Here is a 24,399-nt window from a genome sequence, read left to right on the forward strand (position 1 = left end):
TGGTGGGCGTGAATCTCAGTTCTTCGACAACCGCGAACGGACCTGCCGCCAGGTCCAGCCGCTTACCGGACGCCGTGGCGAGTGCGTCCCGGAGTGTGTCGGAGACGCTGATGACGAAGGCTGCCTCGGCCTCGGGGTCCGAGAGCAGTTGCCCGGACCGGGGGCGGGCGGGCGCTTCGTCGTAGGTGCAGCCGCTGAGGATGCCTTCGAGCCTCACTCGCGGCCGAGAAGTACTCGCACATCACCATGCCGTAGAGCGTGCCCTATGCAGCCGTCTGACGGCGACTGTCGTACGGTGACCGCCCGCGACAGGGGAATGAAAGGGTGGGAATGGGAATTTACGGGGGCGAGTCGGTGCGTACACTGCCGGACATCTTGCGGGAGCACGCGGCTCGGATCGGCGCGAAGACCGCATACCGGGACGACCGACGCGGCGCCACCTACCGGGAGTTGGAGCGGCGCACCGGCCGAGTGGCCGGGCATCTGGTTCGGCTCGGCGTACGGCGTGGGGACCGGGTCGCGATCCATCTGGGCAACCGGGTGGAGCTGGTGGAGACCTGGCTCGGGGTGCTGCGCGCCGGAGCGATCGGCGTGCTGCTCAACCCCGCCGCTTCGGAAGAGGAGTTGGCGTACTTCCTCGACGACAGCGGCGCCGTGGCGGTAGTGAGCGAGGAACCGCTCGCCCAACTCGCTTCCGTACAACGGGTGATCGTCGTCGGGCAGGACGACCCGCCCGAGGGCGCGATCGCCTTCGAGAGTCTTGCCGGTACGGATTCGGGTACGGCACCCCGTGATGACCTCGATCTCGACGAGCCGGCCTGGATCCACTACACCTCGGGCACCACCGGGCAGAGCAAGGGCGTTGTCTCCACGCAGCGTTCGGGACTGTGGTCGGTGACGGCGGCCTACGTTCCCGCGTTCGGGCTGGAGCAACAGGACTGCCTGCTCTGGCCGTTGCCGATGTTCCATGCCCTCGGTCACTCCGTGTGCCTGTTGGGCGTCCTCTCGGTCGGTGCGACCGCGCGCGTCCTCGCACCGGGCGCGAACGTCGCCGAGGCGCTCACCGCCGAGCCGTTCACCATCCTGGGCGGGGTACCCGCCACCTACCGCCTCCTGCTGGAGTCGCTTCGGGAGACGGCGCGATCGGTGCCTGCGTCGCTGCGGGTGTGTGTAAGCGGCGGGGCACCCTGTTCCCCCGAGCTGCGCACCGAGGTCGAACTGGCCCTCACCGCACCCCTGTTGGACGGATACGGCTCCACGGAGACCTGCGGGAAGATCGCGATCGAGCGGCTCGACGGCCCCCGTGACGACCCTTCGCGTGGTTTTCCGCTGCTGGTGCTGGACCTCCGGATCACCGAACCCTCCACCGGTGCCGAGGCCGGCGACGGGCACGAGGGCGAGATCTGGGTACGCGGCCCCGGGCTGATGACCGGCTACCACAACCGTCCGGGCGCGACCGCCGAGGCGTTCACCGACGGCTGGTACCGCACCGGGGATCTCGGTCGGCGCGACGCGCACGGTCAACTCCATGTCACCGGCCGGGTCAAGGAGTTGATCATCCGGGGCGGTGTGAACATCAACCCCGCCGAAGTGGAGCGGGTGTTGCTGGCCCGCCCCGACATCGCCGACGCCGCCGTGGTCGGCAGACGGCACGACGTGCTGGGCGAGGTACCGGTGGCGTTCGTCGTGCCCGGCCCGGACGGAATCGACACGGAGCGGGCACTCGCCGCCTGCCGCGAACGACTGTCCGGGTTCAAGGTGCCGGACGAGATCTATCCGACAGCGTCCCTCCCCCGTACCGCCTCCGGCAAGATCGCCCGGGCCGTGCTCGCCGAGCAGCTGCCGGAGCGCCTCGCCGCCGAACGTACGACCGCCGCGGCCGCGCTGCGCGAGCGACTCACGGCCGCGTCCGACGCCGTACTCGACCTGGTTCTCGAAGTGACGTCCCGGACTATCGACGTACCCGTGCGCGAGTTGGGCTCCGAAGTGCCGTTCCACGCACAGGGGTTGACCTCGCTCGGCGCTGTCCTGCTGCGCGACCGGCTGGGCACGGCGACCGGTCTCGCGCTGCCCGCGACGCTGGTGTTCGACCACCCCACGCCCGCCGCCGTGGCAGCCGTGGTGCGCGACGCGCTGCGCGGCGACAATCCTGCGCGTGCAACCGAGGACAGCTATAACGCCGAACCCGGGGAACCGATCGCCATCGTGGCCATGTCCTGCCGCTACCCGGGCGGAGTCGAATCCCCCGAGGACCTGTGGCAGTTGGTCGCCGACGGCACCGACGCGACCTCCGACTTCCCCGCCGACCGCGGCTGGAACGTGTCCGACCTCTACGACCCGGACCCCGACCGCCTGGGCAAGTCGGTCACCCGCCGGGGCGGATTCCTGGACCACGCCGCCGACTTCGACGCGGCCTTCTTCAGCATGTCGCCCCGCGAGGCTCTCGCCACCGACCCCCAGCAGCGACTGCTCCTGGAGACCGGCTGGGAGTTGCTGGAGCGGGCGGGCATGGACCCCGCCGGTCTGCGGGACAGCGACACCGGCGTCTTCGTCGGCGTCATGCACGCCACCTACGCGAGTCGTCTACTGCACCGCGGCGGGCACGAGTTGGAGGCGCATCTCGCCCTCGGTTCGGCGGGCAGCGTGGCCTCCGGCCGCATCGCCTACACCCTGGGGCTGCGCGGGCCCGCCGTGACGGTGGACACCGCGTGCTCGTCGTCGCTGGTCGCGATGCATTCGGCGGTACGGTCCCTGCGCGAGGGGGAGTGCTCGCTCGCCCTCGCCGGCGGGGTCACCGTCATGGCCTCGCCCGGCCCGTTCATCGCGTTCAGCAGACTGCGCGGGCTGGCTCCGGACGGCCGCTGCAAGCCCTTCTCGGCGGCGGCCGACGGTACCGCCTGGGGCGAGGGTGTCGGCCTGGTCCTGCTGGAACGGCTCTCCGACGCACGGCGCAACGGCCATCCCGTACTGGCCGTGCTGCGCGGCTCGGCCGTCAACTCCGACGGTGCGTCCAACGGGCTCACCGCGCCCAACGGCCCTGCCCAGCAACGGGTGATCCGCTCGGCGCTGGCCGACGCGGGACTGTCACCGGCCGACATCGACACCGTGGAGGCCCACGGCACGGGCACCGCGCTCGGCGACCCGATCGAGGCACAGGCGCTGCTCGCCACCTACGGTCAGGACCGCACCGCCCAACGCCCGCTGTGGCTGGGCTCGTTGAAGTCCAACCTCGGGCACACCCAGGCCGCGGCCGGTGTCGGCGGCGTCATCAAGACCGTACTGGCGATGCACCACGACCGACTCCCCCGCACCCTCCACGCCGACGAACCGTCACCGCACGTGGACTGGTCCTCGGGCACCGTAAGGCTCCTGTCCCAGGACGAGGAATGGCGACCCGAGCCCGGGCGCCCGCGACGAGCGGCGGTGTCGGCGTTCGGCATCGGCGGGACCAACGCACACGTGATCCTGGAGGAGCCCGAGGCGACCGCACCCGACGAACCGCCCCGCCGCCGCCCGGTGACACCCCCGCTGCTGCTCTCCGCCGCGAGCCCGACCGCCCTGCGCGAACAGGCCGCACGCACCGCCGCCTTCCTGCGCACCCGCCCCGAACTCGCCGTGCCGGACCTGGCGTTCACCCACGCCACCGCCCGAGCCGCACTCCCCCACCGAGCCACCGTCCCCACCACCGACCGAACGGCGGCACTGACCGCCCTCGACGCCCTGACGACATCCACCCCGCCACACACCACCGACCCCTCCGCCCGTCTGGCCCTGCTCTTCACCGGCCAGGGAGCCCAACGGACGGACATGGGCCGGAAGTTGTACGACACCTTCCCGAAGTTCGCGACCACCTTCGACGCCTTGTGCGCACGCTTCGACGCCCACCTGGAACGTCCGTTGCGCTCGGTCCTCCGGGACACGGACGCGAACACGCTGCTGAACCGGACGGACTTCACCCAGGCCGCGCTGTTCACCTTCGAGGTGTCCGTCTTCCGGTTGCTCGCATCCTGGGGCGTACGGCCGGAGTTCCTGGCCGGACACTCGGTCGGCGAGCTGGCGGCGGCCCACTGCGCGGGCGTGCTGTCCGAGCCGGACGCCGTCGAACTGGTCGCGGCACGCGGGAAGTTGATGCGGGAGCTGCCGGAGGGCGGTGCCATGGTGGCGCTCGACGCCACGGAGGCCGAGGTGACCCCCGAGCTGACCGACGGGGTCGCGATCGCGGCCGTGAACGGACCCCGTGCGGTCGTCGTCTCCGGCGCCGAGAAGCCGGTCCTCGCACTCGCGGAGCGTTTCGCCGTACGAGGCCGTCGTACCGTCCGGCTACAGGTCAGCCACGCCTTCCACTCCCCTCTCATGGAGCCGATGCTCGCCGAATTCGGGCGTGTCGCAGAGGAGTTGACGTATCACTCCCCCGTCATCCCGGTCATCTCCGGCCTGACCGGACTTCCGGCCACCGGGGACGAGCTGCGGTCGGCCGCGTACTGGGTACGGCATGCCCGTGAGGCCGTGCGGTTCGGGGACGCCGTGCACTGGCTGGCGCACGACGGACGGGTGACCGCGTTCGCCGAGCTCGGCCCGGACGCCCACCTCACCACCCAGGCCGCGGCGACCCTTGCCGGGACCGGCAAGGAACTCCTCTTCACCACGGCGGCCCGCCGGGGCGGATCGGAGCCACACACACTGTTCGACACGCTCGGCCAACTCCATGTCCATGGCGTGGAGTTGGACTGGCACCGCGTGTACGCGGACAGCGGCGCCCGGCGGGTCGACGGCCTGCCGACCTACCCCTTCCAGCGGCAGCGCTACTGGCTGCCCGACACCGGCACCGACGCGACCGCCGGCTCCGGGCATCCGCTGCTGACGCAGACGCTCACGGTGCCGGGCACCGAACGCCTGCTGTGCACGGGCCGGTTGTCCGGCGCGGCCCAGCCGTGGCTGCGCGACCACGTCGTGGGCGGCCACACCCTCGTGCCCGGCGCCGCGTTCGCCGACCTCGTGCTGCACGCGGGCGACCTGTGCGGTCTCGCCGTACTGGAGGAACTCGCCCTGCTGAACCCGCTGTTCCTCCCCGAGGACGACGAAGCGGGCATCCAACTCCAGGTGGTCCTGGGCGAGCCGGACGGCTCCGGGCGCCGAAACGCGGACGTGTACGCGCGGGCCGAGGAGTCCGGTGCGCTCGGCGCCTGGACTCAGCATGCGACCGGTCGGCTCGGCCCGGCCGTTCCCGGCGTCCTGGACGACGCTGTCTCCCTGGCGGCGTGGCCACCGGCGGGTGCTACGCGGGTGGATCTCGCCGGTGCCTACGAGCGGGTGGCCGAGGCCGGGCTGGCGTACGGCCCGGCTTTCCAAGGCGTCACGGCGTTGTGGCGGCGGGACGAGGAACTGTTCGCCGAGGTGGGCCCGCTGCCGCTCGCGGACACCCGGCGCCACATGCTCCACCCGGCACTGCTCGACGCCGCCCTGCACCCGGGGCTGCTCGCCGAACCCCCGACCGGCGCGCCCCGACTGCCGTTCGCCTGGCGGGGGTTGACCCTGCACGCCACGGGTGCGACGGCCCTGCGCGTCCGGATGACGACGACCGGCCCGGACTCGATCACCCTCGACCTCGCCACCCCGACGGGCACCCCCGTGGCCCGGCTGGAGTCGATGACGACCCGACCGGCACCGGAGATGGGTCCAACCCCGGCCGGAGAGCTGTACCGACTGCGCTGGACGGGCGTTCCGGCCGCCGGTGAGGCACCCGCCGTAGCGATGTCGGAGACGGACGACCTGGGTCTGGCCGCGTTCCTCGCCTCCGCCGACGACGAGTCGTCCTGGTCCGAGGAGACGCCGGAATTGTTCGTGGCATCCTTGTCCGCTCCCGGCGGCACGAGCACCGACCCGGCCACCGCGGCGCGCGAACTCACCGTACGGGCGCTGGAGTTGCTGCAAACACATCTCGCCGGCTCCGGACGGCTCGCCGTGGTCACGCGCGGTGCCGCCGACGCCTCACCCGACCTCCCCGCCGCCACGGTCTGGGGCCTGCTGCGGACCGCGCAGTCCGAATACCCCGGACGCCTCACCCTCGTGGACGTCGACGACCGCCCCGAGTCGCTACGACAGGTGTCCGCCGCCCTCGCCACCGGTGAACCCCAAATCGCCGTCAGGGACGGCATGTTGAGCGTCCCGCGACTGGCGACCGCACCCGGTCCGGCGACCAACGGTTCCCTCGGTGGGGGCACTGTCCTCATCACCGGCGGCACCGGATCCCTGGGGGCGATGCTGGCCCGACACCTGGTCGACCGGCACGGAGTCCGACGGCTCGCACTCCTCAGTCGGCGTGGTGAACAGGCACCGGGCGCGCTGGAGTTGCGGGACGATCTCCAGCGGGCGGGCGCACAGGTGGGGTTGGTGGCCTGCGACATCGCCGAACGGGTCCAACTCGCCGCCGCGGTCAAGGCGTTCGGGCCCGACCTGACCGCCGTAGTGCACGCGGCCGGGGTCCTGGACGACGGTGTGCTGGCGTCGATGACTCCTGAGCGACTGGCGGTGGTGATGCGGCCGAAGGTCGACGCGGCTTGGCAGTTGCACGAGTTGACGAAGGATCTGCCACTGGCGCGGTTCGTGCTCTTCTCGTCGGCAGCCGGGCTGTTGGGCAATCCAGGTCAGGGCAACTACGCGGCGGCGAACTCCTTCCTGGACGCGCTCGCCCGCCATCGGGCCGAACTGGGCCTGCCCGCACTGTCGTTGGTCTGGGGCGCATGGGCTGACGAAGAGGGTATGGCGGCGCGCAGCGGGCGGGTGCACGGCGGGCCGGTGCGCGCGGTCTCCCCCGAGCAGGCGTTCGCGCTCTTCGACGCGGCGCTCGGCGGCGGTGAACCGGTCCTCGCACCACTGCCGTTGGACCGCTCACCGAAGGCCAACCCGGCCGGGACCGTCGTACCGCCGCCCCTGCGCGGGCTGTTGCGCGCGAACCGGCAGTCGGCCTCTTCCACCATCCCGACGGACGGTGCCGATGGGTCCTGGCGAGACCGGCTCGCGCCACTGCCCGTGCCCGAACGGCTGCCCGCGCTGCGGGCGTTGATCCGGACCGAGGTCGCCGGTGTGCTCGGGCACACGGATGCCGACGCGGTCGACCGGGACTTCTCGGAACTGGGCTTCGACTCCTTGATGCGGGTCATGCTCTGCAACCGGTTGAGCCTGCTCACCGGGACACCCCTCGCGGTCACCGTGGCCTACGACTGGCCGGACACGGAGCAGCTCGCCGAGCACCTGTACGGCGAACTGCGCGGCACCCTGCCCGACGAGCCCGCAGCCACGACCGCCCCGGTGCCGGTCCGGGTCGACGGGCGCGGTGCCGGGCGGTCGCTGCCGACCCTGTACCGGAAGGTCTGCGAGACCGGTGACGTCGTATCGGCCATGCATCTCCTGGTGACCGCGTCCATCGGCGCGCCCACCTTCGGGCCCGAGGAAGCCGCCCGGCACACGCTGCCGCCGCTGCGGCTGGCCGCCGGTACCCGGGGTCCCGCCCTCGTCTGTGTTCCCGGCTTCGCCAGCAATCTGGGCCGGCCCTGGTACGCGGGGCTCGCCCCCTGCTTCGAGGGCGAGCGGGACGTCTTCGAGGTACGGCACTCCGGCATCGACCACGGCGACGCGGTGGCGCGCGACCTGGAGTCGCTGATCGAGGCGCACGCCACGGCCGTACGGCATCAACTCGGTGACCGGCGTTACGTGTTGGTCGGTCATTCCATGGGCGGTACGGCCGCCCATGCGCTCGCCGCCCGGCTGGCGGACCTCGGTGCTCCCCCCGCCGGGCTCGTGCTGATCGACTCGTATCACGTCACCCCGGAACGCGAGGCCGAGCCGTGGCTGCTGTCACTGCCCGCCCGGATTCCACTACTGGTCGGCGAGAGCTTCGACACGATGGTGGACGATCTGACGCTGCTGTCGCTGGGCGCGTACACCCGAATGTTCCGGGGCTGGCAGCCCGAGCCCATCGAGGTGCCCACCTTGCTCGTGCGCGCCTCCGAGCCCCTGGCGGGCATGCCGCGGGAATGGCGTTCGTCCTGGCCGGGTGTACGGGACACGGCGGACACGGCCGGCACTCATCTCAGCGTGCTGGAGGAGGACGCCGTCACGACGGCTGTAGTCGTCCGTGACTGGATCGACGCGCTCGGGTAGTCCGGCACGAAACCCAATATCTACGTCGGCGACATGAGAAATGAAATTAACGTCCGCACACGGCCGATCGCGCCGTGCTACTATTGATCTCAGTTGCAGTTGTGGTTGCCAAACCCTTCAGATGCCCACACCGCCCTCCGGGACGGTGGAGCATTTTTTTGTGTGTCCGGTTTCTTTCCGGCGGGGTGATCATCACGGCGACACGGAGTCCGCACACTGCGGGCTCCGCTGACCGCCCCGAAGGAGAACAAAATGGCCAGTGGCACCGTGAAGTGGTTCAACGCGGAAAAGGGTTTCGGCTTCATCGAGCAGGACGGTGGCGGCGCTGACGTCTTCGCCCACTACTCGAACATCGCCGCCCAGGGCTTCCGCGAGCTGCAGGAGGGTCAGAAGGTGACCTTCGACATCGCGCAGGGCCAGAAGGGCCCGACGGCCGAGAACATCGTTCCTGCGTAACGACGACGTTTACTTCGCAGCTGGGGCCCGCACCTTGGGGTGCGGGCCCCAGCTCGCTGCATTTTCCATGCTTTCGGCGATATTCCGCCGAAGCCACCGGCTCGTTCTTGCGATTCTCTGCGCCGTTCATTCACCGCGGGAATTCCTTGATACGTGCCATATCAAGGAAGGTTCCACATTTTGAACCGCGCACGTACGAATGACCGCTTCTCGCGAAAGCGTAATGGAAATCCGGAATCCGGAAAGAGCGGCGGCGGCTACCGCTCGGCGGCTCCGTCCGGCAACCGCTCCAGCGCGCCGCGCCGCTCCAAGGGCGGCGGCGGTGGCCGTCCGGTCGCTCTGCAGGGCGAGTTCGCCCTGCCGAAGACGGTGACCCCCGGCCTTCCCGCCGTGGAGTCGTTCGCCGAACTCGACATGCCGGCCAAGCTGTTGGCCGCGCTCGGCCACGAGGGCGTCACCGTCCCGTTCCCGATCCAGGCGACGACGCTCCCGAACTCCCTCGCCGGCCGTGACGTGCTCGGCCGCGGCCGCACCGGCTCCGGCAAGACCCTCGCCTTCGGCCTCGCGATGCTGGCCCGTACGGCGGGCCGTCGCGCTGAACCGCGAGCGCCCCTTGCTCTCGTCCTCGTCCCGACCCGCGAGCTGGCCCAGCAGGTCACCGACGCGCTCACCCCGTACGCCCGCGCCGTCAGCGTGCGGATGACCACCGTCGTCGGCGGTATGTCGATCGGCCGCCAGGCCGGTGCGCTGCGCGGCGGTGCGGAGGTCGTGGTCGCGACTCCGGGACGCCTCAAGGACCTCATCGAGCGCGGCGACTGCCGCCTGGACAGCGTGACCATCACGGTCCTCGACGAGGCCGACCAGATGGCCGACATGGGCTTCATGCCCCAGGTCACCGCGCTGCTCGACCAGGTGCAGACGGGCGGCCAGCGCATGCTGTTCTCGGCCACCCTGGACCGCAACGTGGACCTCCTGGTCCGCCGCTACCTGACCGACCCCGTCGTCCACTCCGTCGACCCCTCCGCGGGCGCGGTCACGACGATGGAGCACCACGTCCTGCACGTGCACGGCACGGACAAGCAGCGCGCGACCACCGAGATCGCGGCGCGCGAGGGCCGGGTCATCATGTTCCTGGACACCAAGCACGCGGTGGACCGGCTGGTGAAGCACCTGCTGAACAACGGCGTCCGCGCGGCCGGTCTGCACGGCGGCAAGTCCCAGCCGCAGCGCACCCGCACGCTCGCCCAGTTCAAGGACGGGCATGTGACGGCGCTGGTGGCGACCAACGTCGCGGCGCGCGGCATCCACGTCGACAACCTCGACCTGGTCGTCAACGTCGACCCGCCCACCGACCCCAAGGACTATCTGCACCGCGGCGGCCGTACGGCCCGTGCGGGCGAGTCCGGCAGCGTCGTCACGCTGGTCACCCCCGACCAGCGCCGTGACTTCACCCGGCTGATGACCGCGGCCGGCGTCACCCCGGAGGTCACCGCGGTGCGCTCCGGCGAGGAGGAGCTGACCCGGATCACGGGCGCCCAGGCCCCGTCCGGCGTCCCGGTCGTCATCCAGGCCCCGGTCGTGGAGCGCGAGCGCACCCGCCGTAGCCCGTCCTCGTCGTCGTCCCGGGGCCGTCGTGGGCGTCCGGCCGGGGCCGGCGAGGGCCGGTCCACCGGTGGTGCGGCTCGGCGTGGCGGCAGCGGCGGCAGTGCCGGCGGCAGCAGCCGGGGGCAGCGACGGTCGTCCTTCGGCCCCGCGGCCTGAGGACCAACTCGGCGCCTTCGGGCGCCCGTTCGGCCCCCGATCCTCCCTTCTCCCTGTGAGGCAACATGCGCTGTGTCATCGCCCGGTATCCCTTCGACCTCACCAAGATGGGTGTCCTGGAGACGATGAAGGGCATCAAGCCCGAGCTGGTCACGGGTGAGTCCGTGACCATCGGGCGGCGCCGCTACCCCGTCAAGCAGGTGGGGCAGGTCATCACCCGGCAGGACCCCCGCGACTTCAACAGCGGCGAGGTCATCCGGGCCATGACCCGGCTCGGCTTCACCTGCCACGGACTGCCCGAGGCCGTGCCCGTGCACGTCCTGACTCCGCTGGAGAACGCGTCGGCCCTGCTGGGCAGCGGCGCGGCCCAGGACGTGTCGGAAACCGTGTAGAAGCGACACCAGTACAGCCGAGAGGGCCCTGCCGACGCGCGTCGGCAGGGCCCTCTCGGCGTTCCGGGCCTGCCACGGGCCGGGCGGCACCCCTGCTGAACGAGCAGATGAACAGCGGGTTAGCATATGAGCGCCGCCTAGCTCGAAAGAGAAATCTGTGCCTGTCAACGAGGACTCGTTCACCAACTGGAAGACCCGCGAGGAGATCGCGGAGTCGATGATCCCGATGATCGGGAAGCTGCACCGCGAGCGGGACGTCACGGTCCTGCTGCACAGCCGCTCCCTGGTCAACAAGTCGGTGGTCAGCATCCTCAAGACCCACCGGTTCGCCCGCCAGATCGCCGGCGAGGAGCTCTCCGTCGTCGAGACCCTGCCCTACCTGCGGACGCTCACCACGCTCGACCTGGGCCCCTCGCAGATCGACATCGGCATGCTCGCCGCGACCCACCGCATCGACGAACGCGGCCTGTCCGTCGAGGAGTTCACCGCCGAGGCCGTCGCCGGTGCCACCGGCGCCAACAAGATCGAGAGCCGCGAGGGCCGCGACGTCGTCCTCTACGGCTTCGGCCGCATCGGGCGCCTGGTCGCCCGCCTGCTCATCGAGAAGGCCGGCTCGGGCAACGGTCTGCGGCTGCGCGCCATCGTCGTACGGCGGAGTGGGGGGCGGGCCGAAGAAGATCTCGTGAAGCGGGCCTCGCTGCTGCGCCGCGACTCGATCCACGGCCAGTTCCAGGGCACGATCACCGTCGACGAGGCCAGCAACACGATCATCGCCAACGGCAACGAGATCAAAGTGATCTACGCGGGCGACCCGTCCGAGGTCGACTACACGGCGTACGGCATCAAGGACGCCATCCTCATCGACAACACGGGCAAGTGGCGTGACCGGGAAGGACTTTCGCAGCATCTGCGGCCCGGGATCGACAAGGTCGTGCTGACCGCGCCCGGCAAGGGCGACGTCCCGAACATCGTGCACGGCGTCAACCACGACACCATCAAGCCGGACGAGCAGATCCTGTCCTGCGCGTCCTGCACCACCAACGCGATCGTGCCGCCGCTGAAGGCGATGGCCGACGAGTACGGTGTGCTGCGCGGCCATGTGGAGACGGTCCACTCGTTCACCAACGACCAGAACCTGCTGGACAATTACCACAAGGCCGACCGTCGCGGCCGTTCTGCGCCGCTGAACATGGTGATCACCGAGACCGGTGCCGCCTCCGCCGTCGCCAAGGCGCTGCCGGACCTCAAGGCGCCGATCACGGGCAGCTCGATCCGCGTCCCGGTGCCGGACGTGTCGATCGCGATCCTCAGCCTGCGGCTCGGCCGCGAGACCACCCGCGCCGAGGTTCTGGACTACCTCCGCGACGTCTCGCTCACCTCGCCGCTCAAACGGCAGATCGACTTCACCACCGCCCCCGACGCGGTGTCGAGCGACTTCATGGGCTCGCGCCACGCCTCGATCATCGACGCGGGCGCCACCAAGGTCGACGGCGACAACGCGATCCTCTACCTCTGGTACGACAACGAGTTCGGCTACTCCTGCCAGGTCGTCCGGGTCGTCCAGCACGTATCCGGGGTCGAGTACCCGACGTATCCCGCACCGGCTGTCTGAGGCCTTCTGCCCCGCGTGTTGAACGTGTGACGGCCCGGCCACCCCCAAGTCGGGGCGGCCGGGCCGTCGTTGTCACAGACGTGCACGGAGGTGCGCTGGGTCAGCGTGTACTGCGCTTACCTCGGTAGAGCACCACGAATCCGGCGACGAGAAGCAGCGCGCCGGCCACGGCGGGCCACAGATTCGCGCCGGTCTCCGCCAGTCCGCCCTGCGCCTGCGGCTGGTTGGGGCCTACGGCTGCGTAGCTCTCCCCGCCCGAGGACGAGTCGGGCGGTGTCGCCGTGGGGCTGCCGACCTGGCCGCCGGAGCCGTTGTCCGAACTCCCCTGCGTCTCGGTCGACTTGGACCCTTCGGTCTTCGTGTCGGCCTTGGGGACCGAGACCGCGGTCGTCAGGTCACCGGGGTCGGTGGTCTGGGTGTCGGTGGGCTCGGGGGCGTTGGTCTCGGTGTCCGGGGCGCTCGTCACGGGATCCGCGCCGGGCTGGTCACCGTTGCCGCCGTTGTCACCATTCCCGGCGTTGTCACCATTCCCGGCGTTGTCACCATTCCCGGCGTTGCCGCCGTTCCCCTCGTTGCCGCCGTTCCCGGCGGGTTCGTCGGACGCGGTGGCCGTGGGCGCCGCCGTAGCGGTGTCGGTGGCCGTCGGGGACGCCTCCGGCTCACCCGAACCGCCGCCCGAACCCGAGCCGCCGCCCGAACCGCCACCGTTACCCGGGTCGTCGTCCGTGCCGGCGCCGCACTTCTTGCCGTCGTTGATGCAGTTGACCACGTCCTTCATCAGGCCCTCGTCGAAGACGTTGATGAAGTCGCCGTGGTCCGTGACGGGCTTGTGCTGCTGCTCGGGGAAGGAGTCCACCGCGAACAGCGGGGTCGTCTTGCCGCCGTCCTGGAGGCTCGGCGCGTTCACGTCGTAGACGATCCGCTGCACCAGCTGCGGAATGGCCTCGAAGCCCGCCGGGCAGGAGCCGTCGGCGGCCTCGAAGGCCACGTGGGTGCGGTGGTTGGCGCTGTCGATGTTGCGGCCGTCCCAGCAGCTCTGGAACTTGAAGGTGCGCACCACGTCGCTGCCCGCCGGGCACAGCGGGTACTTGTCCTTGAGCTGCCGGTCCTCGAACCCGGTGCAGCTCCAGGAGGCGTTGGCGTTGGCCGGGCCGTTCACGAAGGCCTTGGCATCGCCGGTGATGATGCGCAGGAGGCGCGGCATCGCGACGACCTTGCTCTTCGGGTTGCCCACGAACGTCAGCGTGGCCGCCTTCGCGGTGACGATCTGACCGGAGTTGCCCTCGGTACCGCCGCCGGGCTTGTCGGCGTCCTGCTCCTGCTTGCCGTTCTGCAGGCGCAACACGGGCCAGTAGTAAGTGGACTTGTCGCCCGGGTTCTCACAACTCGTGTCGGCCTTCGCCAGGTCGTCGTCGCTCGCGAAGGCGTTGTTCGACTGGTTGCCGATGTAGTCGTGGAAGTGGTGGGCGCCGTTGGTGACTCCGGGCGCGACGATCACGTTGTCCGAGTTGAACAGGCCGTTCTCGTTGACACCGCAGGCGGTGACGAACGTGCCGCGGGAGGCGTCGGCCTGGTCCTGCGGGGTGTTCACGTTGGGCTGTACGGAGGTGATGTCCGCGTAGTCCGAGGCGACGGGCCCGTTGGTGGACTGCTGGTTGCCCTGCTGGTCCTGGCCGTCGCCCTGCTGCTGGTCCTGGCCGCCCTGGTCGTCGCCGCTGCTGTCCTGGTCGCCGCTCTGATCGCCGTTCTGGTCCCCGTTCGTGGGGGCGATCAGGGTGCAGCCCGCGAGTGCGTCGAGGCCTTCCGGGCGGTCCCCGACACGCGCGATGGCGTCGCCGATCCGTCCGATGGTCGCGGCGCGCTTCTCCTTCAACGGATTCATGATCGCGTTGTCGGCGAAGGAGGCGTCCTGGCGTATGGACTCCGTCGAGTCCTTCAGTTTCTGGTAGGCCTCGGTTATCTGCTGGTCCAGAAGCGCGAGTTGGGTGTCGACCTCGGTCTTCGCCTCGTCGGGGACCGTCGTCAACTGGGTGCCGATGTCCGGGCAGTCGATCGTGGCGCCGTCCGATGCCGCATCCGGAGACCCTTGTTGGGCGGAATCACCGCCCCAACCGCCTTCGGACGCCGACGCGTAGACGTTCGCCGCCACCAGTCCTCCGCCGCCCAGCATCAGGGCGACTGCTGCCATCGTCGCGCGTCGTGCGCCCGTGGGGCGTCTGCGCGTGTTGCGTGCCAAGGAAGTTGCTCCTACACGTATCGGTCGGCCCGGATCGTCCCGGCATGGAAATCCCCCGTTCCAATACGGAGCAGGATGCCGGTGTGTTCAACCGTCCCAAAAATTCATAGCGACCTCATATGGATCACCCGGCCCGGCGGGCTCATCGGCCCGAGACACGTTTGGGAGAGGTAAAGGTCACAAAAACGTATCGGACATATCGCGCTTCAACCTTCACACGAGGCACACACGTTGGCTAAGTTGGCGCTCAGACCGTACGACCTACTCCGGCGATCAGCGCCGGGCCGCACGGTTTGCGCCGAATCCGGTGTGTCGCTCGCGACAGCCGGAACCGGGGACCCAACCGACTTGGGGTGAATCGGCCCAACCGCCCGTCCGGGCAAGGGTCGTAGGGCAATCCTTCCGTGATCGGCCGCCCGAACCCGACAGCTAACCCGGTAGGCGCGATACGGAAGGAGCACGTCTGCCATGCCGGCAGAACGAAGTACGCGCACCGGAGGCAGTGGCCCCACCGTGGACGACCGACCCAGCCGTGACGAAGTGCAGCGGCGGATCAACTCCCTTTACGACAGGGCCGAGACGGCCACCGGAAACTACAACGCCACACGCAAGATGTCCGGTGCTCCACGCCAGCGTGTCGAGCCCCGCCCCAGCGCGTCGCGTCCTTCCGACCCCGCTCAAGACGCCGTCACCCGGCAGTTGTTCGACCGCGCTCGCGCCCAACTGGGCCCGACCGTACCGGCGGCCCTGCCGCCCCGCAGGACTCCCGCCCGTCCGGCCGCAGCCCGGCCCGAGCGGTCCGAGCGACGCCCCGAGCCCGAGGGCGGCGCCCGAGCACTTGAGGCGCAGCCCGGCCGCGCCGTGGCCGAACTGACCGCGGGGACCGGCATGCCGGAGCCGGCCGCCCCTCAACTCAGGGCGTCTGTCGCCGAGTTGACGGCCGGACCCGTCGCCGCGCTGCCGCCCGCCGCGCCGCAAGCTCCCCAGATGCCTCAGATCGCCGCGGCGCAGGCACCGCAAATGCAGCAGATGGCCCAGATGCCCCAGGCGACCGTCCTCGACCTGCCGCCCGTGCCGTCCATCGAGGTGCTGCCCGCGCCCGTCATGGAGGCGCAGCAGTTCGCCGTCGCGGCTGCCCCGGCGCCGGTCTTCGACCCCCTCACCGCGGACCTGGAGCTGCTCCCGTACATCGCCGCTCCGCGCGCCGAACAGGCCCCGGCGAGTGCTACCTGGCCGCCCGCGCAGACCAACTGGCCCACAGCGGAGACGACTTGGTCGACCGGGGCGATGCCGATGGTCCCCGAACAGCAGACGTGGTCGACCGGGCAGTTGCCCGTCATGCCCGAACAACAGAGCTGGGCCACGGGCCAGATGCCCATCGTGCCCGAACAACAAGCCTGGGCCACAGGCCAGATGCCGGTCGTGACCCAGCAACAGGCCTGGGAAACGGGGCAGATGCCCGTCGTCCCCGAGCAACAGGCCTGGGCCACCGGCCAGATGCCCATGGTGACCGAGCAGCGCACCTCGTACCCCACGCCTGAACCGGACTGGCGTCCGCCGCAGCAGGAGTGGCAGCCGACCCCACCCGCCGCCGAGGTCTCCTTCGCCGCGGCCCCGGTCGCCGCTCCCGAGTTCACCCTGCCCACGGCTCCGACGATGGCCCCGGAGATCATTCTTCCCCCGGCCCCGACCATCAGCCCGGCGCCCGCCGCGGCCGTACCCGCCGCACTGCAGGACCCCACCACGCTCAGCAAGACCAGCACCGCGCTCGCCTTCGCCCGCGCACAGATCGGCAGGCCCTGCCTGTGGGGCGCGGCGGGACCGGACGCGTACGACTGCTCCAGCCTCACCCAGGCCGCCTGGAAGGCCGCGGGCGTCCTCCTCCCGCGCACCTCCCAGGAACAGTCCGGCGCCGGCGCGCTCGTCCCGCTCACGGACATCCGCGCGGGCGACCTGATCTTCTTCTACGACAGCATCGACCACGTCGGCCTCTACACCGGCAACGGCCTGATGATCCACGCGCCGAGCCCGGGTACGCCGATACGCGAGGAGTCGATCTTCCACGCCGGTGCCGCCGCCATCCGGGGCGCCGTACGGCCCGCCTGATCCGATCGGGGCCGGGCATTTCCCGGCCCTGACCGCACACCCCGCGACACTCCCGGCCAACCGCGTCATGGACCCGTACGAGTGGTGCATCCTGGGACACGGTCGTAGCGTCGACAGAGACACGACGACCGTGCCCCGGCAGCGGGCCCACCGCCGGCGCGGGGCGACGAGGACGAACAGACGGCCGGGAGCGGACATGTACAAACACACCATGGTCGGAATCGTCACGCTCTGTGCCGCGGCCCTGCTCGGTCCGGCCGTCGCCACCTCGTCGGCGGCCCCGACCACGGTCCCGGTGACCGCCCACCGCCAGCTCCAGGACCCCGTGCTGGTCGACTGCCTCTGGCACCCCGAGGTGCGCCCCACGGACTTCATGCTCGCCTGCGGCGACGGCAACAGCCGCCTCACGTCGCTACGTTGGACGGACTGGAACGCCAACTCCGCGACGGCCACGGGCGTGAACGTGGTGAACGACTGCAAGCCCTATTGCGCGGTGGGCAAGTTCCACTCGTTCCCGGTCACCGTCCGGCTCGACACCCCGCAGACCTGGAAGCGGCACCCGCAGGTGCGGCAGTACACCGAGATCATCCTGACGTACCCCGGCGCGAGGCCGGACAAGTTCCAGCACACCGTGACCTACCCGCTCTGGAACTGACTCAGAGCGCCAGTTCCACCACGAGCGGCCGGTGATCCGAGATCGCCGTCCTCGGCGCGTGCGCTGTCCCTACGGCGTCCGCGCCGAGCCCCGTCGTCATGATGTGGTCGAGCTGGACGAGCGGCCGGTGTGACGGAAAGGTCGCCCGCCGCGCCGAACTCCGCCAGCCACGCGGCGCGGTCGCGTTCAGGATGAGCCGGGGAAGGGCGCCGAAGAGGTTGAAGTCGCCCATCAGTACCCGGGGTTGGGGAAGATCGGCGATCCGGCGGCGGACGGTGCGCAGTTGCCCGATGTTCCACCCCGGCACGAACGAGAGATGGACGGCCACGACGGTGAACGGGCCGTGCGGGCCTTCCACCACGGCGGCCAGGGCGGCCCGGGCCTGATCCCGGGCCAGCACCGGAGCGGCCCGCCCGGCCACCCGCAACGGCATACCGATGGGCGCCGCCGGGAGCCGTAGGGCACGCCACTCGTGGACCGGGAGCCGGGACAGCAACGCCAGTCCGTGCGAAGGGATTTGGGGCTGCCGGACCTCGGGGCCGTAGACGCGCATGCCGGGTTCGTCCGGGTCGAGGACCCAGCCCCGGCCCGGCACGGAACGGCAGTGCAGCGCCGTCGCGTATCGCCAGTCCCACGCGCCCATCGCGTCGGCGGCGACCGCCGCCTGATCGACACCGCCCGACCGTTCCTGGAGCCGGTCGACCTCCTGGAGCGCCACCACATCGGCGTCCAGGGACGCGACGGCTTCGGCGAGGGGTGCCGAGGGCTCGTCGGGGGCAGCGGGCGTCGGGCGGCCGTCCGGCTGGATCCGCCGGCCGTGCAGCACGTTGAACGTCGCGCAACTCACCAGTAACTCACCCATGGTCAGGCCGCATTGTACGTAGTGCGCCTGTGAGACGGGCTTCCCCATGGCGAAAATGTACTTGCGTAACTCAAGCACTCCGCTATAGTTGAGTAAGTCAAGCAAAATTACGTGGTCGCATCGCAGAGGCGCAGCGTACGGAGCGGATGGAGACCGCCATGGACGACGCGCCCCGGACCCCGGCCGCTCCCGGTCCGCTCGCCTCCTTCGCCCGGTTCACGGCGCTGGGCGGCGGTGTCGGGCTCCTCTCCGGCGGCGCCGTGGCCCTGCTCGCGGAGCAGCTGCCCTGGGTGCTGGCGAACGCGCTGATCACCGTCGCCTCCACCCTCCTGTGCACGGAACTCCACGCCCGTTTCACCTTCGGTTCGGGTCGGCACGCCGGATGGCGTCGGCACTGGCAGTCGGCGGGCTCGGCAGCGGCGGCCTATCTGGTGACCTGCGCCGCGATGTTCGTCCTGCACCTGGTGCAGTCGTCGCCGGGGGCGCTGACGGAGCAGGCCGTGTATCTCGGCGCGTCCGGTCTCGCCGGCCTCGCCCGCTTCCTGCTGCTGCGCCTGTACGTCTACGCCACCGGTCGTGACCGGACGGCCGCGAACGGGACGTGGCAACTCCGGCGCCTTCAGGGCATGTTGGAGGCTCCCGCTGCCGTAGGCACCTTGCAGCAGCGACAGTTCGCGCTCGCCTCCAGCTGACGTCCCCCGGTGATCAGTTACGCTGACCGTTTCCAAATAACAGGCGGCGGGGGCATGTTCACCAAGCGATTGATAGCGGGCGGACTGACAGCACTTCTGGTCGGGGCGCTCAGCGCATGCGGCAGCGGGAGCGGAAGCAGCGACAGTACGTCCGGCGTCGGGCAGGGCAGTTCGAGCACCCCGCAGAAGGCCCGGCCCACCCCCGACACCGTGACCGGGCTCCGTGACTCGGTCCGCCATCTCGCCAAACAGACGACGAAGGCCACGCGGCCGCACACCGTCACCAAGTGCACGCCCGCCACCAAAAGGGTCCAGCACAAGTCCAGTTCGGGATCGGGCTCCAAGAAGAAGACCCGCACCTGGACCACCACGGAGCAGTACCGGAAGTGCTCGAAAGTGCGCAGCGGCACCGAGACGTACACCCGGACCGTCCGCGCGGAACGGTGGTGCGTGAGCCTCGACGACGTGGGCGGCAACACCGCGAAGGACGACGTCTGGTACCAGGTCACGCGCGCCGTCTACGACACGGTCCGCACCGCGGACGACCACGCTCGCGTGGAATTCGCCCCGGCCGGAACGGGTTGCTGAAAGGTAGGTCCGACTGCGGGGCGCCGGAACGAATTACGAATCGGGTCCCCGGACTTCGAGTCAATTCGTGATCACAGACGTACCTGCGGTCATGGGCGCCCCGCGCCGACCCGCCACGTCACCGACCCGGAGAACAGGCACCCCATGAACGCATCCGCACCGCACAACCCCGCCGCCGACGGAACCGCCCAGATCGGCGTCACCGGCCTCGGCGTGATGGGCCGCAACCTCGCGCGCAACTTCGCCCGCAACGGCTACACGGTGGCCGTCCACAACCGATCGCCGCACCGCACCCATGAGTTGATGAAGGAGTACGGCGACGAGGGCGCCTTCGTCCCGGCCGAGACGGCCCAGGAGTTCGTGGCCGCGCTCGAGAAGCCCCGCCGCCTGATGATCATGGTGCAGGCCGGTCCGGCCACCGACGCCGTGATCGACGAGTTCGCCGCGCTCATGGAGCCCGGCGACATGATCATCGACGGCGGCAACGCCCACTTCGCCGACACCCGCCGCCGCGAGGCCGCCCTCCGCGACAAGGGCCTGCACTTCGTCGGCGCCGGTGTCTCCGGCGGCGAGGAGGGCGCGCTGAACGGCCCGTCGATCATGCCCGGCGGTTCGGCGGAGTCGTACGCCGTGCTGGGTCCGATGTTCGAGTCCGTCAGCGCGAAGGTCGACGGTGAGCCCTGTTCCACGCACATCGGGACCGACGGAGCCGGGCACTTCGTCAAGATGGTGCACAACGGCATCGAGTACGCCGACATGCAGCTCATCGCCGAGGCGTACGACCTGCTGCGCCAGGTCGGCGGCTACACCCCGGCCGAGATCGCGGAGATCTTCCAGCGCTGGAACGAGGGGCGGCTCGGTTCCTACCTGATCGAGATCACCGCCGAGGTCCTCGGTCACACCGACGCGGAGACCGGCAAGGCGTTCGTCGACATCGTCACCGACGCGGCCGGGCAGAAGGGCACCGGCCGCTGGACCGTGCAGACCGCGCTGGAGCTGGGTTCGCCGGTCACCGCGATCGCGCAGGCCACCTTCGCGCGCGCCTCGTCCAGCCAGGGCGAGCTGCGCGCCGCCTACCGCGGTCTGCCCGGCGGCACCACTCCCCCGCTGAGCCGCACCGAGGCCGACCGGTTCACCGCCCAGGTCGAGCAGGCGCTGTACGCGTCGAAGGTCATCGCCTACGACCAGGGCTGGAAGATGATCCAGGACGCGGCGACCGAGTTCGGCTGGTCGATCGACCTGGCCGCGGTCGCCGGGATCTGGCGCGGCGGCTGCATCATCCGGGCCTCCTTCCTCGACCGCATCCGGGCCGCGTACACGGCCGACCCGGGGCTGGTCAGCCTGCTGGGCGAGGAGCGTTTCGCGCAGGAGATCGGCGACGCGCAGGTCCCCTGGCGTGAGGTGGTCGCCTCGGCGGCCCGCCGCGGGATTCCGGTCCCGGCGTTCTCCGCCGCGCTGTCGCACTACGACACGCTGCGCGCCGACCGGCTGCCGGCGGCCCTGCTCCAGGGCCAGCGCGACTTCTTCGGCGCCCACACCTACGGCCGTACGGACCGCACCGGCATGTTCCACACGCACTGGTCCCGGCCCGGCCGCCCGGAGACGACGGCCTGAGCCGTGCGCGCATGACGTTCCGGCCCTCCTGCTCAGGCAGGGGGGCCGGAGTTCTGTGTGCCGCTACCCGACGGGCGGTGCCGTGCTGTCGCGTATGACGAGCTGCGTGGGCACCAGCGTGGTGCCGTGCTCGTCGCCGCGGTCCCGCATCCGCCGTAGGACACCCTCCACGCACAGGCGACCGACCTCGGCGAAGTCCTGGTGGACGGTGGTCAGGGGCGGCAGGAAGGAACCGGCCTCGGGGATGTCGTCGAAGCCGATGACGCTGACGTCCTCGGGGATGCGCCGGCCGCGCTCGTGCAGGGCCCGCAGCAGGCCCAGTGCCATCTGGTCGTTGGCCGCGAACACGGCCGTGCAGTCGGCCTGTTGGGCGAGTTCCAGTCCCACGCGGTAGCCGGATTCCGCGGACCAGTCGCCGCGTACGACGGGGGGCACGGGCCGTCCCGCGTCGGTGAGTTCGGCGCTCCAGGCGTCGGCCCGGCGCTGGGCCGCGAAGGACTCCTCGGGGCCCGCCAGGTGCCAGACCGTGCGGTGGCCGAGGTCGAGAAGGTGGCGTACGGCGGCTCGCGCGCCGCCGTTCTGGTCGGTGTCGACCACGCTGTAGCGGTCGCCCGCGTCGGAGTCGGCGACGACGACCTGGACGTGGGGCGGCAGGGAGATGGTCGCCGCGTCCAGGAGGTGGACCTCCATGATGGCGATGACGGCGTCGACGGCGAGTTCGCCCAGCCGGGAGAAGGCGCCGCGCACCTCGTCCTGGGTGGGCACGGCGACCGGCAGCAGCGTGACGGCGTAGCCCTCGTGCGCGGCGGAAGTGGCGATCGCCTCCAGGGTGCGCATGTTGCCGGTGGTGGAGAGGTTGAAGGTGATCACGCCGATGGTGCGGAACTCACCGCGTTTCAGCGCGCGGGCGGCGCTGTTGGGCCGGTAGCCCAGTTCCTTCATGGCGGCGAGGACCTGTTGCCGGGTCTCCTCGTTGACGCCCGCGAAGCCGTTCGACACGCGGGAGACCGTCTGTGACGACACGCCGGCGACGCGCGCGACATCCGCCATGGACGCGCTCGGGGCGCGTCTCGACGACCGTTTCCCGGTGCGTCTGCGTGGCTTCTCCGTACCGCCCGGGGCACCGTCCACTGTGTCCACCTGTATCCCTCACATATCGATCCGATCGCCTCGGTCGTGTTTCCGCAAACGACCCTTGACCACCGACATTGGGGCAGTGTAGACATGCCGCCATCAGATGTTTACGTAAACATAACAGCCCGGGGCCGTTCTGGACCGTGCTGTTTACGCAACATCGCGACGGCGTGAGACGCCGGTTCCGAGATGGACGAGCGAGGAACTACATGACGACGCTTCAACCCCCTGCGGCCGCGACTCGGCCTCCTACCGGGCCGTCGGCGAAACGGGACCGACGATCCTGGACAGGGTGGGGTTTCATCGGACCCTTCGCGGTGGTCTTCGCCTTCGTCTTCCTGGCTCCGATCGCGTACTCGATCTACCTGAGTCTCTTCCGCGACCAGCTCATCGGCGGCAACCACTTCGTCGGCCTGGACAACTACAAGCAGGCCTTCCAGGACGACCAGTTCTGGTCCTCCCTGGAGCGGGTCTCGCTGTTCCTGGTGATCCAGGTGCCGATCATGCTCGGCATCGCCCTGTTCGTGGCGCTCGCGCTGGACAGCGGCCGGCTCTTCGGCCGGGACTTCTTCCGGATCTCGATCTTCCTGCCGTACGCCGTGCCCGCCGTGGTCGCCACCCTGATGTGGGGCTTCATGTACGGCACCCAGTTCGGTCTGGTGGGTGACATCAACAGCGCCTTCGACGTGACGCTGCCCGACCCGCTCTCGGCCCATCTGGTCCTGGCGTCGATCGGCAACATCGTCACCTGGGAGTTCGTCGGCTACAACATGCTGATCTTCTACTCCGCGCTGCGGGTCATCCCGACCTCGCTGTACGAGGCTGCGGAGATCGACGGCGCCGGGCAGTTCCGCGTCATCACGGCCATCAAGCTCCCGGCGATCCGCGGCGCCCTGGTCATCGCGACGATCTTCTCGATCATCGGCAGCTTCCAGCTCTTCAACGAGCCGAGCATCCTGCGACCGCTGGCGCGCAACGCGATCACGACGGACTACACGCCGAACTTCTACACATACTCACTGTCCTTCAACGGACAGCAGCACAACTACTCCGCGGCGGTCGCCATCATCATGGGCCTGATCACCATGGTCATCGCCTACGTCGTGCAGCTCCGCGGCATGCGCAAGGGAGCCTGAGCCATGAGCACCCCCGTCACCACCGCCTCTCCCTCCGCATCGGCCGCGTCCGGCGGCGGCTCCAAGAACGCCCCCCGGCTGCGCACCCCGCGCAAGAAGCACTCCCCCGGGCGCCCCAAGCGGAGCATTCTGCTGACCGTGCTCACCGGTCTGATCCTGGTCTACACCGTGGTGCCGCTGCTGTGGCTGGTCATCAACGCGACCAAGACCCAGGCGGGCCTCGCCGACTCCAACGGCCTGTGGTTCGCCCACCACTTCGCCCTCTGGTCGAACATCCACGACACGTTCACCTACCACGACGGCATCTTCGTCCGCTGGCTGCTGAACACCCTGCTGTACGTCGTGCTCGGCGCCGGCGGCGCCACCTTCCTGTCGATCCTCGGCGGTTACGCGCTGGCAAAGTTCAACTTCCCCGGGAAGCGCGCCATCTTCGCCGTGGTCATCGGCGCGGTCGCCGTCCCCGGTACGGCTCTCGCGGTGCCGACGTTCCTGATGTTCAGCAAGATGGGGCTCACGGACACCCCGTGGGCAGTGATCATCCCCTCGCTGGTCTCGCCGTTCGGCCTGTACCTGATGTGGGTGTTCGCCACCGAGGCCATCCCGGTCGAGCTCCTCGAAGCCGCGCGGATCGACGGGGCGGGCGAGATCCGCACCTTCTTCCAGGTCTCCCTGCCGCTGCTCGCGCCCGGTGTCGTGACGGTCCTGCTGTTCACCACGGTCGCGACGTGGAACAACTACTTCCTGCCGCTCATCATGATCAAGAACCCGGACTGGTACCCCCTGACCCTGGGACTGGACGCCTGGAACTCCCAGGCCCAGACGATCGGTGGTGACGTCATCTTCAACCTGGTGATCACGGGTTCGCTGCTCACCATCGTGCCGCTGATCGCCGCGTTCCTGCTGCTCCAGAAGTACTGGCAGTCCGGACTCGCCGCCGGAAGCGTCAAGGAATAACCCAACCCTCAAGAAGTCCCACCCACGAAGAAGTGGAAGCA

15 protein-coding genes and 1 riboswitch are annotated in these 24,399 nt (G+C 70.1%); of the genes, 12 read left to right on the forward strand and 3 right to left on the reverse strand.

The window, feature by feature from the left end:
- Window positions 1-330: 330 nt before the first annotated feature.
- The 5 genes from SPR02S_RS10230 (at window position 331) to SPR02S_RS10250 (ending at window position 12,381) form a co-directional block, all read left to right on the forward strand.
- Window positions 331-8,160: an alpha/beta fold hydrolase gene (locus SPR02S_RS10230; protein WP_026150395.1), complete on the forward strand. Its 7,830-nt coding sequence runs from the start codon at window positions 331-333 to the stop codon at window positions 8,158-8,160.
- 252 nt (window positions 8,161-8,412) lie between these two features.
- A complete protein-coding gene (locus SPR02S_RS10235; RefSeq protein ID WP_019056860.1) occupies window positions 8,413-8,616 on the forward strand; it encodes a cold-shock protein in 204 nt (67 codons plus the stop codon).
- Between the two features lie 180 nt (window positions 8,617-8,796).
- Window positions 8,797-10,377, forward strand: a complete 1,581-nt coding sequence (locus tag SPR02S_RS10240) for a DEAD/DEAH box helicase (protein ID WP_019056861.1) — start codon at window positions 8,797-8,799, stop codon at window positions 10,375-10,377.
- Window positions 10,378-10,442: 65 nt separating this feature from the next.
- A complete protein-coding gene (locus SPR02S_RS10245; protein ID WP_019056862.1) occupies window positions 10,443-10,769 on the forward strand; it encodes an SCO5918 family protein in 327 nt (108 codons plus the stop codon).
- 157 nt (window positions 10,770-10,926) lie between these two features.
- A complete protein-coding gene (locus tag SPR02S_RS10250) occupies window positions 10,927-12,381 on the forward strand; it encodes a glyceraldehyde-3-phosphate dehydrogenase (protein WP_019056863.1) in 1,455 nt (484 codons plus the stop codon).
- Window positions 12,382-12,481: 100 nt separating this feature from the next.
- On the opposite strand, the gene SPR02S_RS10255 is transcribed toward SPR02S_RS10250, so the two are convergent.
- Window positions 12,482-14,569, reverse strand: a complete 2,088-nt coding sequence (locus tag SPR02S_RS10255; RefSeq protein WP_019056864.1) for a DUF1996 domain-containing protein — start codon at window positions 14,567-14,569, stop codon at window positions 12,482-12,484.
- A 334-nt stretch (window positions 14,570-14,903) separates the two neighbouring features.
- Window positions 14,904-15,077, forward strand: a riboswitch (cyclic di-AMP (ydaO/yuaA leader).
- An 8-nt stretch (window positions 15,078-15,085) separates the two neighbouring features.
- Between SPR02S_RS10255 and SPR02S_RS10260 the strand changes: the two genes are divergently transcribed.
- Together SPR02S_RS10260 and SPR02S_RS10265 are read left to right on the forward strand one after the other, a co-directional pair.
- A complete protein-coding gene (locus tag SPR02S_RS10260) occupies window positions 15,086-16,723 on the forward strand; it encodes a C40 family peptidase (RefSeq protein WP_019056865.1) in 1,638 nt (545 codons plus the stop codon).
- Window positions 16,724-16,919: 196 nt separating this feature from the next.
- Window positions 16,920-17,378 (forward strand): hypothetical protein, encoded by a 459-nt coding sequence (locus tag SPR02S_RS10265; RefSeq protein WP_019056866.1) that lies wholly within the window; start codon window positions 16,920-16,922, stop codon window positions 17,376-17,378.
- A 1-nt stretch (window position 17,379) separates the two neighbouring features.
- Here SPR02S_RS10265 and SPR02S_RS10270 read toward each other — a convergent pair whose 3' ends face one another.
- Window positions 17,380-18,288: an endonuclease/exonuclease/phosphatase family protein gene (locus SPR02S_RS10270; RefSeq protein WP_019056867.1), complete on the reverse strand. Its 909-nt coding sequence runs from the start codon at window positions 18,286-18,288 to the stop codon at window positions 17,380-17,382.
- Between the two features lie 98 nt (window positions 18,289-18,386).
- Between SPR02S_RS10270 and SPR02S_RS55495 the strand changes: the two genes are divergently transcribed.
- The 3 genes from SPR02S_RS55495 (at window position 18,387) to gnd (ending at window position 21,134) form a co-directional block, all read left to right on the forward strand.
- Entirely contained in the window at window positions 18,387-18,932 is a 546-nt protein-coding gene (locus SPR02S_RS55495; RefSeq protein ID WP_019056868.1) for a GtrA family protein, read from the forward strand.
- Between the two features lie 54 nt (window positions 18,933-18,986).
- On the forward strand, window positions 18,987-19,520 hold the full coding sequence (locus SPR02S_RS10280) for a hypothetical protein (protein WP_019056869.1): 534 nt from the start codon (window positions 18,987-18,989) through the stop codon (window positions 19,518-19,520).
- A gap of 144 nt (window positions 19,521-19,664) precedes the next feature.
- Window positions 19,665-21,134: an NADP-dependent phosphogluconate dehydrogenase gene (gene gnd, locus SPR02S_RS10285; RefSeq protein ID WP_019056870.1), complete on the forward strand. Its 1,470-nt coding sequence runs from the start codon at window positions 19,665-19,667 to the stop codon at window positions 21,132-21,134.
- 63 nt (window positions 21,135-21,197) lie between these two features.
- Here gnd and SPR02S_RS10290 read toward each other — a convergent pair whose 3' ends face one another.
- A complete protein-coding gene (locus SPR02S_RS10290; RefSeq protein ID WP_078622862.1) occupies window positions 21,198-22,274 on the reverse strand; it encodes a LacI family DNA-binding transcriptional regulator in 1,077 nt (358 codons plus the stop codon).
- Between the two features lie 203 nt (window positions 22,275-22,477).
- On the opposite strand from SPR02S_RS10290, the gene SPR02S_RS10295 reads away from it, so the two are divergent.
- Both SPR02S_RS10295 and SPR02S_RS10300 read left to right on the forward strand, forming a co-directional pair.
- Entirely contained in the window at window positions 22,478-23,404 is a 927-nt protein-coding gene (locus SPR02S_RS10295) for a carbohydrate ABC transporter permease (RefSeq protein WP_026150398.1), read from the forward strand.
- A gap of 3 nt (window positions 23,405-23,407) precedes the next feature.
- Window positions 23,408-24,358, forward strand: a complete 951-nt coding sequence (locus tag SPR02S_RS10300; protein WP_019056873.1) for a carbohydrate ABC transporter permease — start codon at window positions 23,408-23,410, stop codon at window positions 24,356-24,358.
- The last annotated feature ends 41 nt before the right edge of the window (window positions 24,359-24,399 follow it).

The organism is Streptomyces prunicolor NBRC 13075, from assembly GCF_000367365.1.
Classification (GTDB): domain Bacteria; phylum Actinomycetota; class Actinomycetes; order Streptomycetales; family Streptomycetaceae; genus Streptomyces; species Streptomyces prunicolor.

Coding starts and splice junctions, on each gene's coding strand:
- SPR02S_RS10230 (WP_026150395.1), top strand. CDS start 331: ATGGGAATTTACGGGGGCGAGTCGGTGCGTACACTGCCGGACATCTTG.
- SPR02S_RS10235 (WP_019056860.1), top strand. CDS start 8,413: ATGGCCAGTGGCACCGTGAAGTGGTTCAACGCGGAAAAGGGTTTCGGC.
- SPR02S_RS10245 (WP_019056862.1), top strand. CDS start 10,443: ATGCGCTGTGTCATCGCCCGGTATCCCTTCGACCTCACCAAGATGGGT.
- SPR02S_RS10255 (WP_019056864.1), bottom strand. CDS start 14,569: ATGGCAGCAGTCGCCCTGATGCTGGGCGGCGGAGGACTGGTGGCGGCG.
- SPR02S_RS10260 (WP_019056865.1), top strand. CDS start 15,086: ATGCCGGCAGAACGAAGTACGCGCACCGGAGGCAGTGGCCCCACCGTG.
- SPR02S_RS10265 (WP_019056866.1), top strand. CDS start 16,920: ATGTACAAACACACCATGGTCGGAATCGTCACGCTCTGTGCCGCGGCC.
- SPR02S_RS10270 (WP_019056867.1), bottom strand. CDS start 18,288: ATGGGGAAGCCCGTCTCACAGGCGCACTACGTACAATGCGGCCTGACC.
- SPR02S_RS55495 (WP_019056868.1), top strand. CDS start 18,387: ATGGAGACCGCCATGGACGACGCGCCCCGGACCCCGGCCGCTCCCGGT.
- SPR02S_RS10280 (WP_019056869.1), top strand. CDS start 18,987: ATGTTCACCAAGCGATTGATAGCGGGCGGACTGACAGCACTTCTGGTC.
- gnd (WP_019056870.1), top strand. CDS start 19,665: ATGAACGCATCCGCACCGCACAACCCCGCCGCCGACGGAACCGCCCAG.
- SPR02S_RS10295 (WP_026150398.1), top strand. CDS start 22,478: ATGACGACGCTTCAACCCCCTGCGGCCGCGACTCGGCCTCCTACCGGG.
- SPR02S_RS10300 (WP_019056873.1), top strand. CDS start 23,408: ATGAGCACCCCCGTCACCACCGCCTCTCCCTCCGCATCGGCCGCGTCC.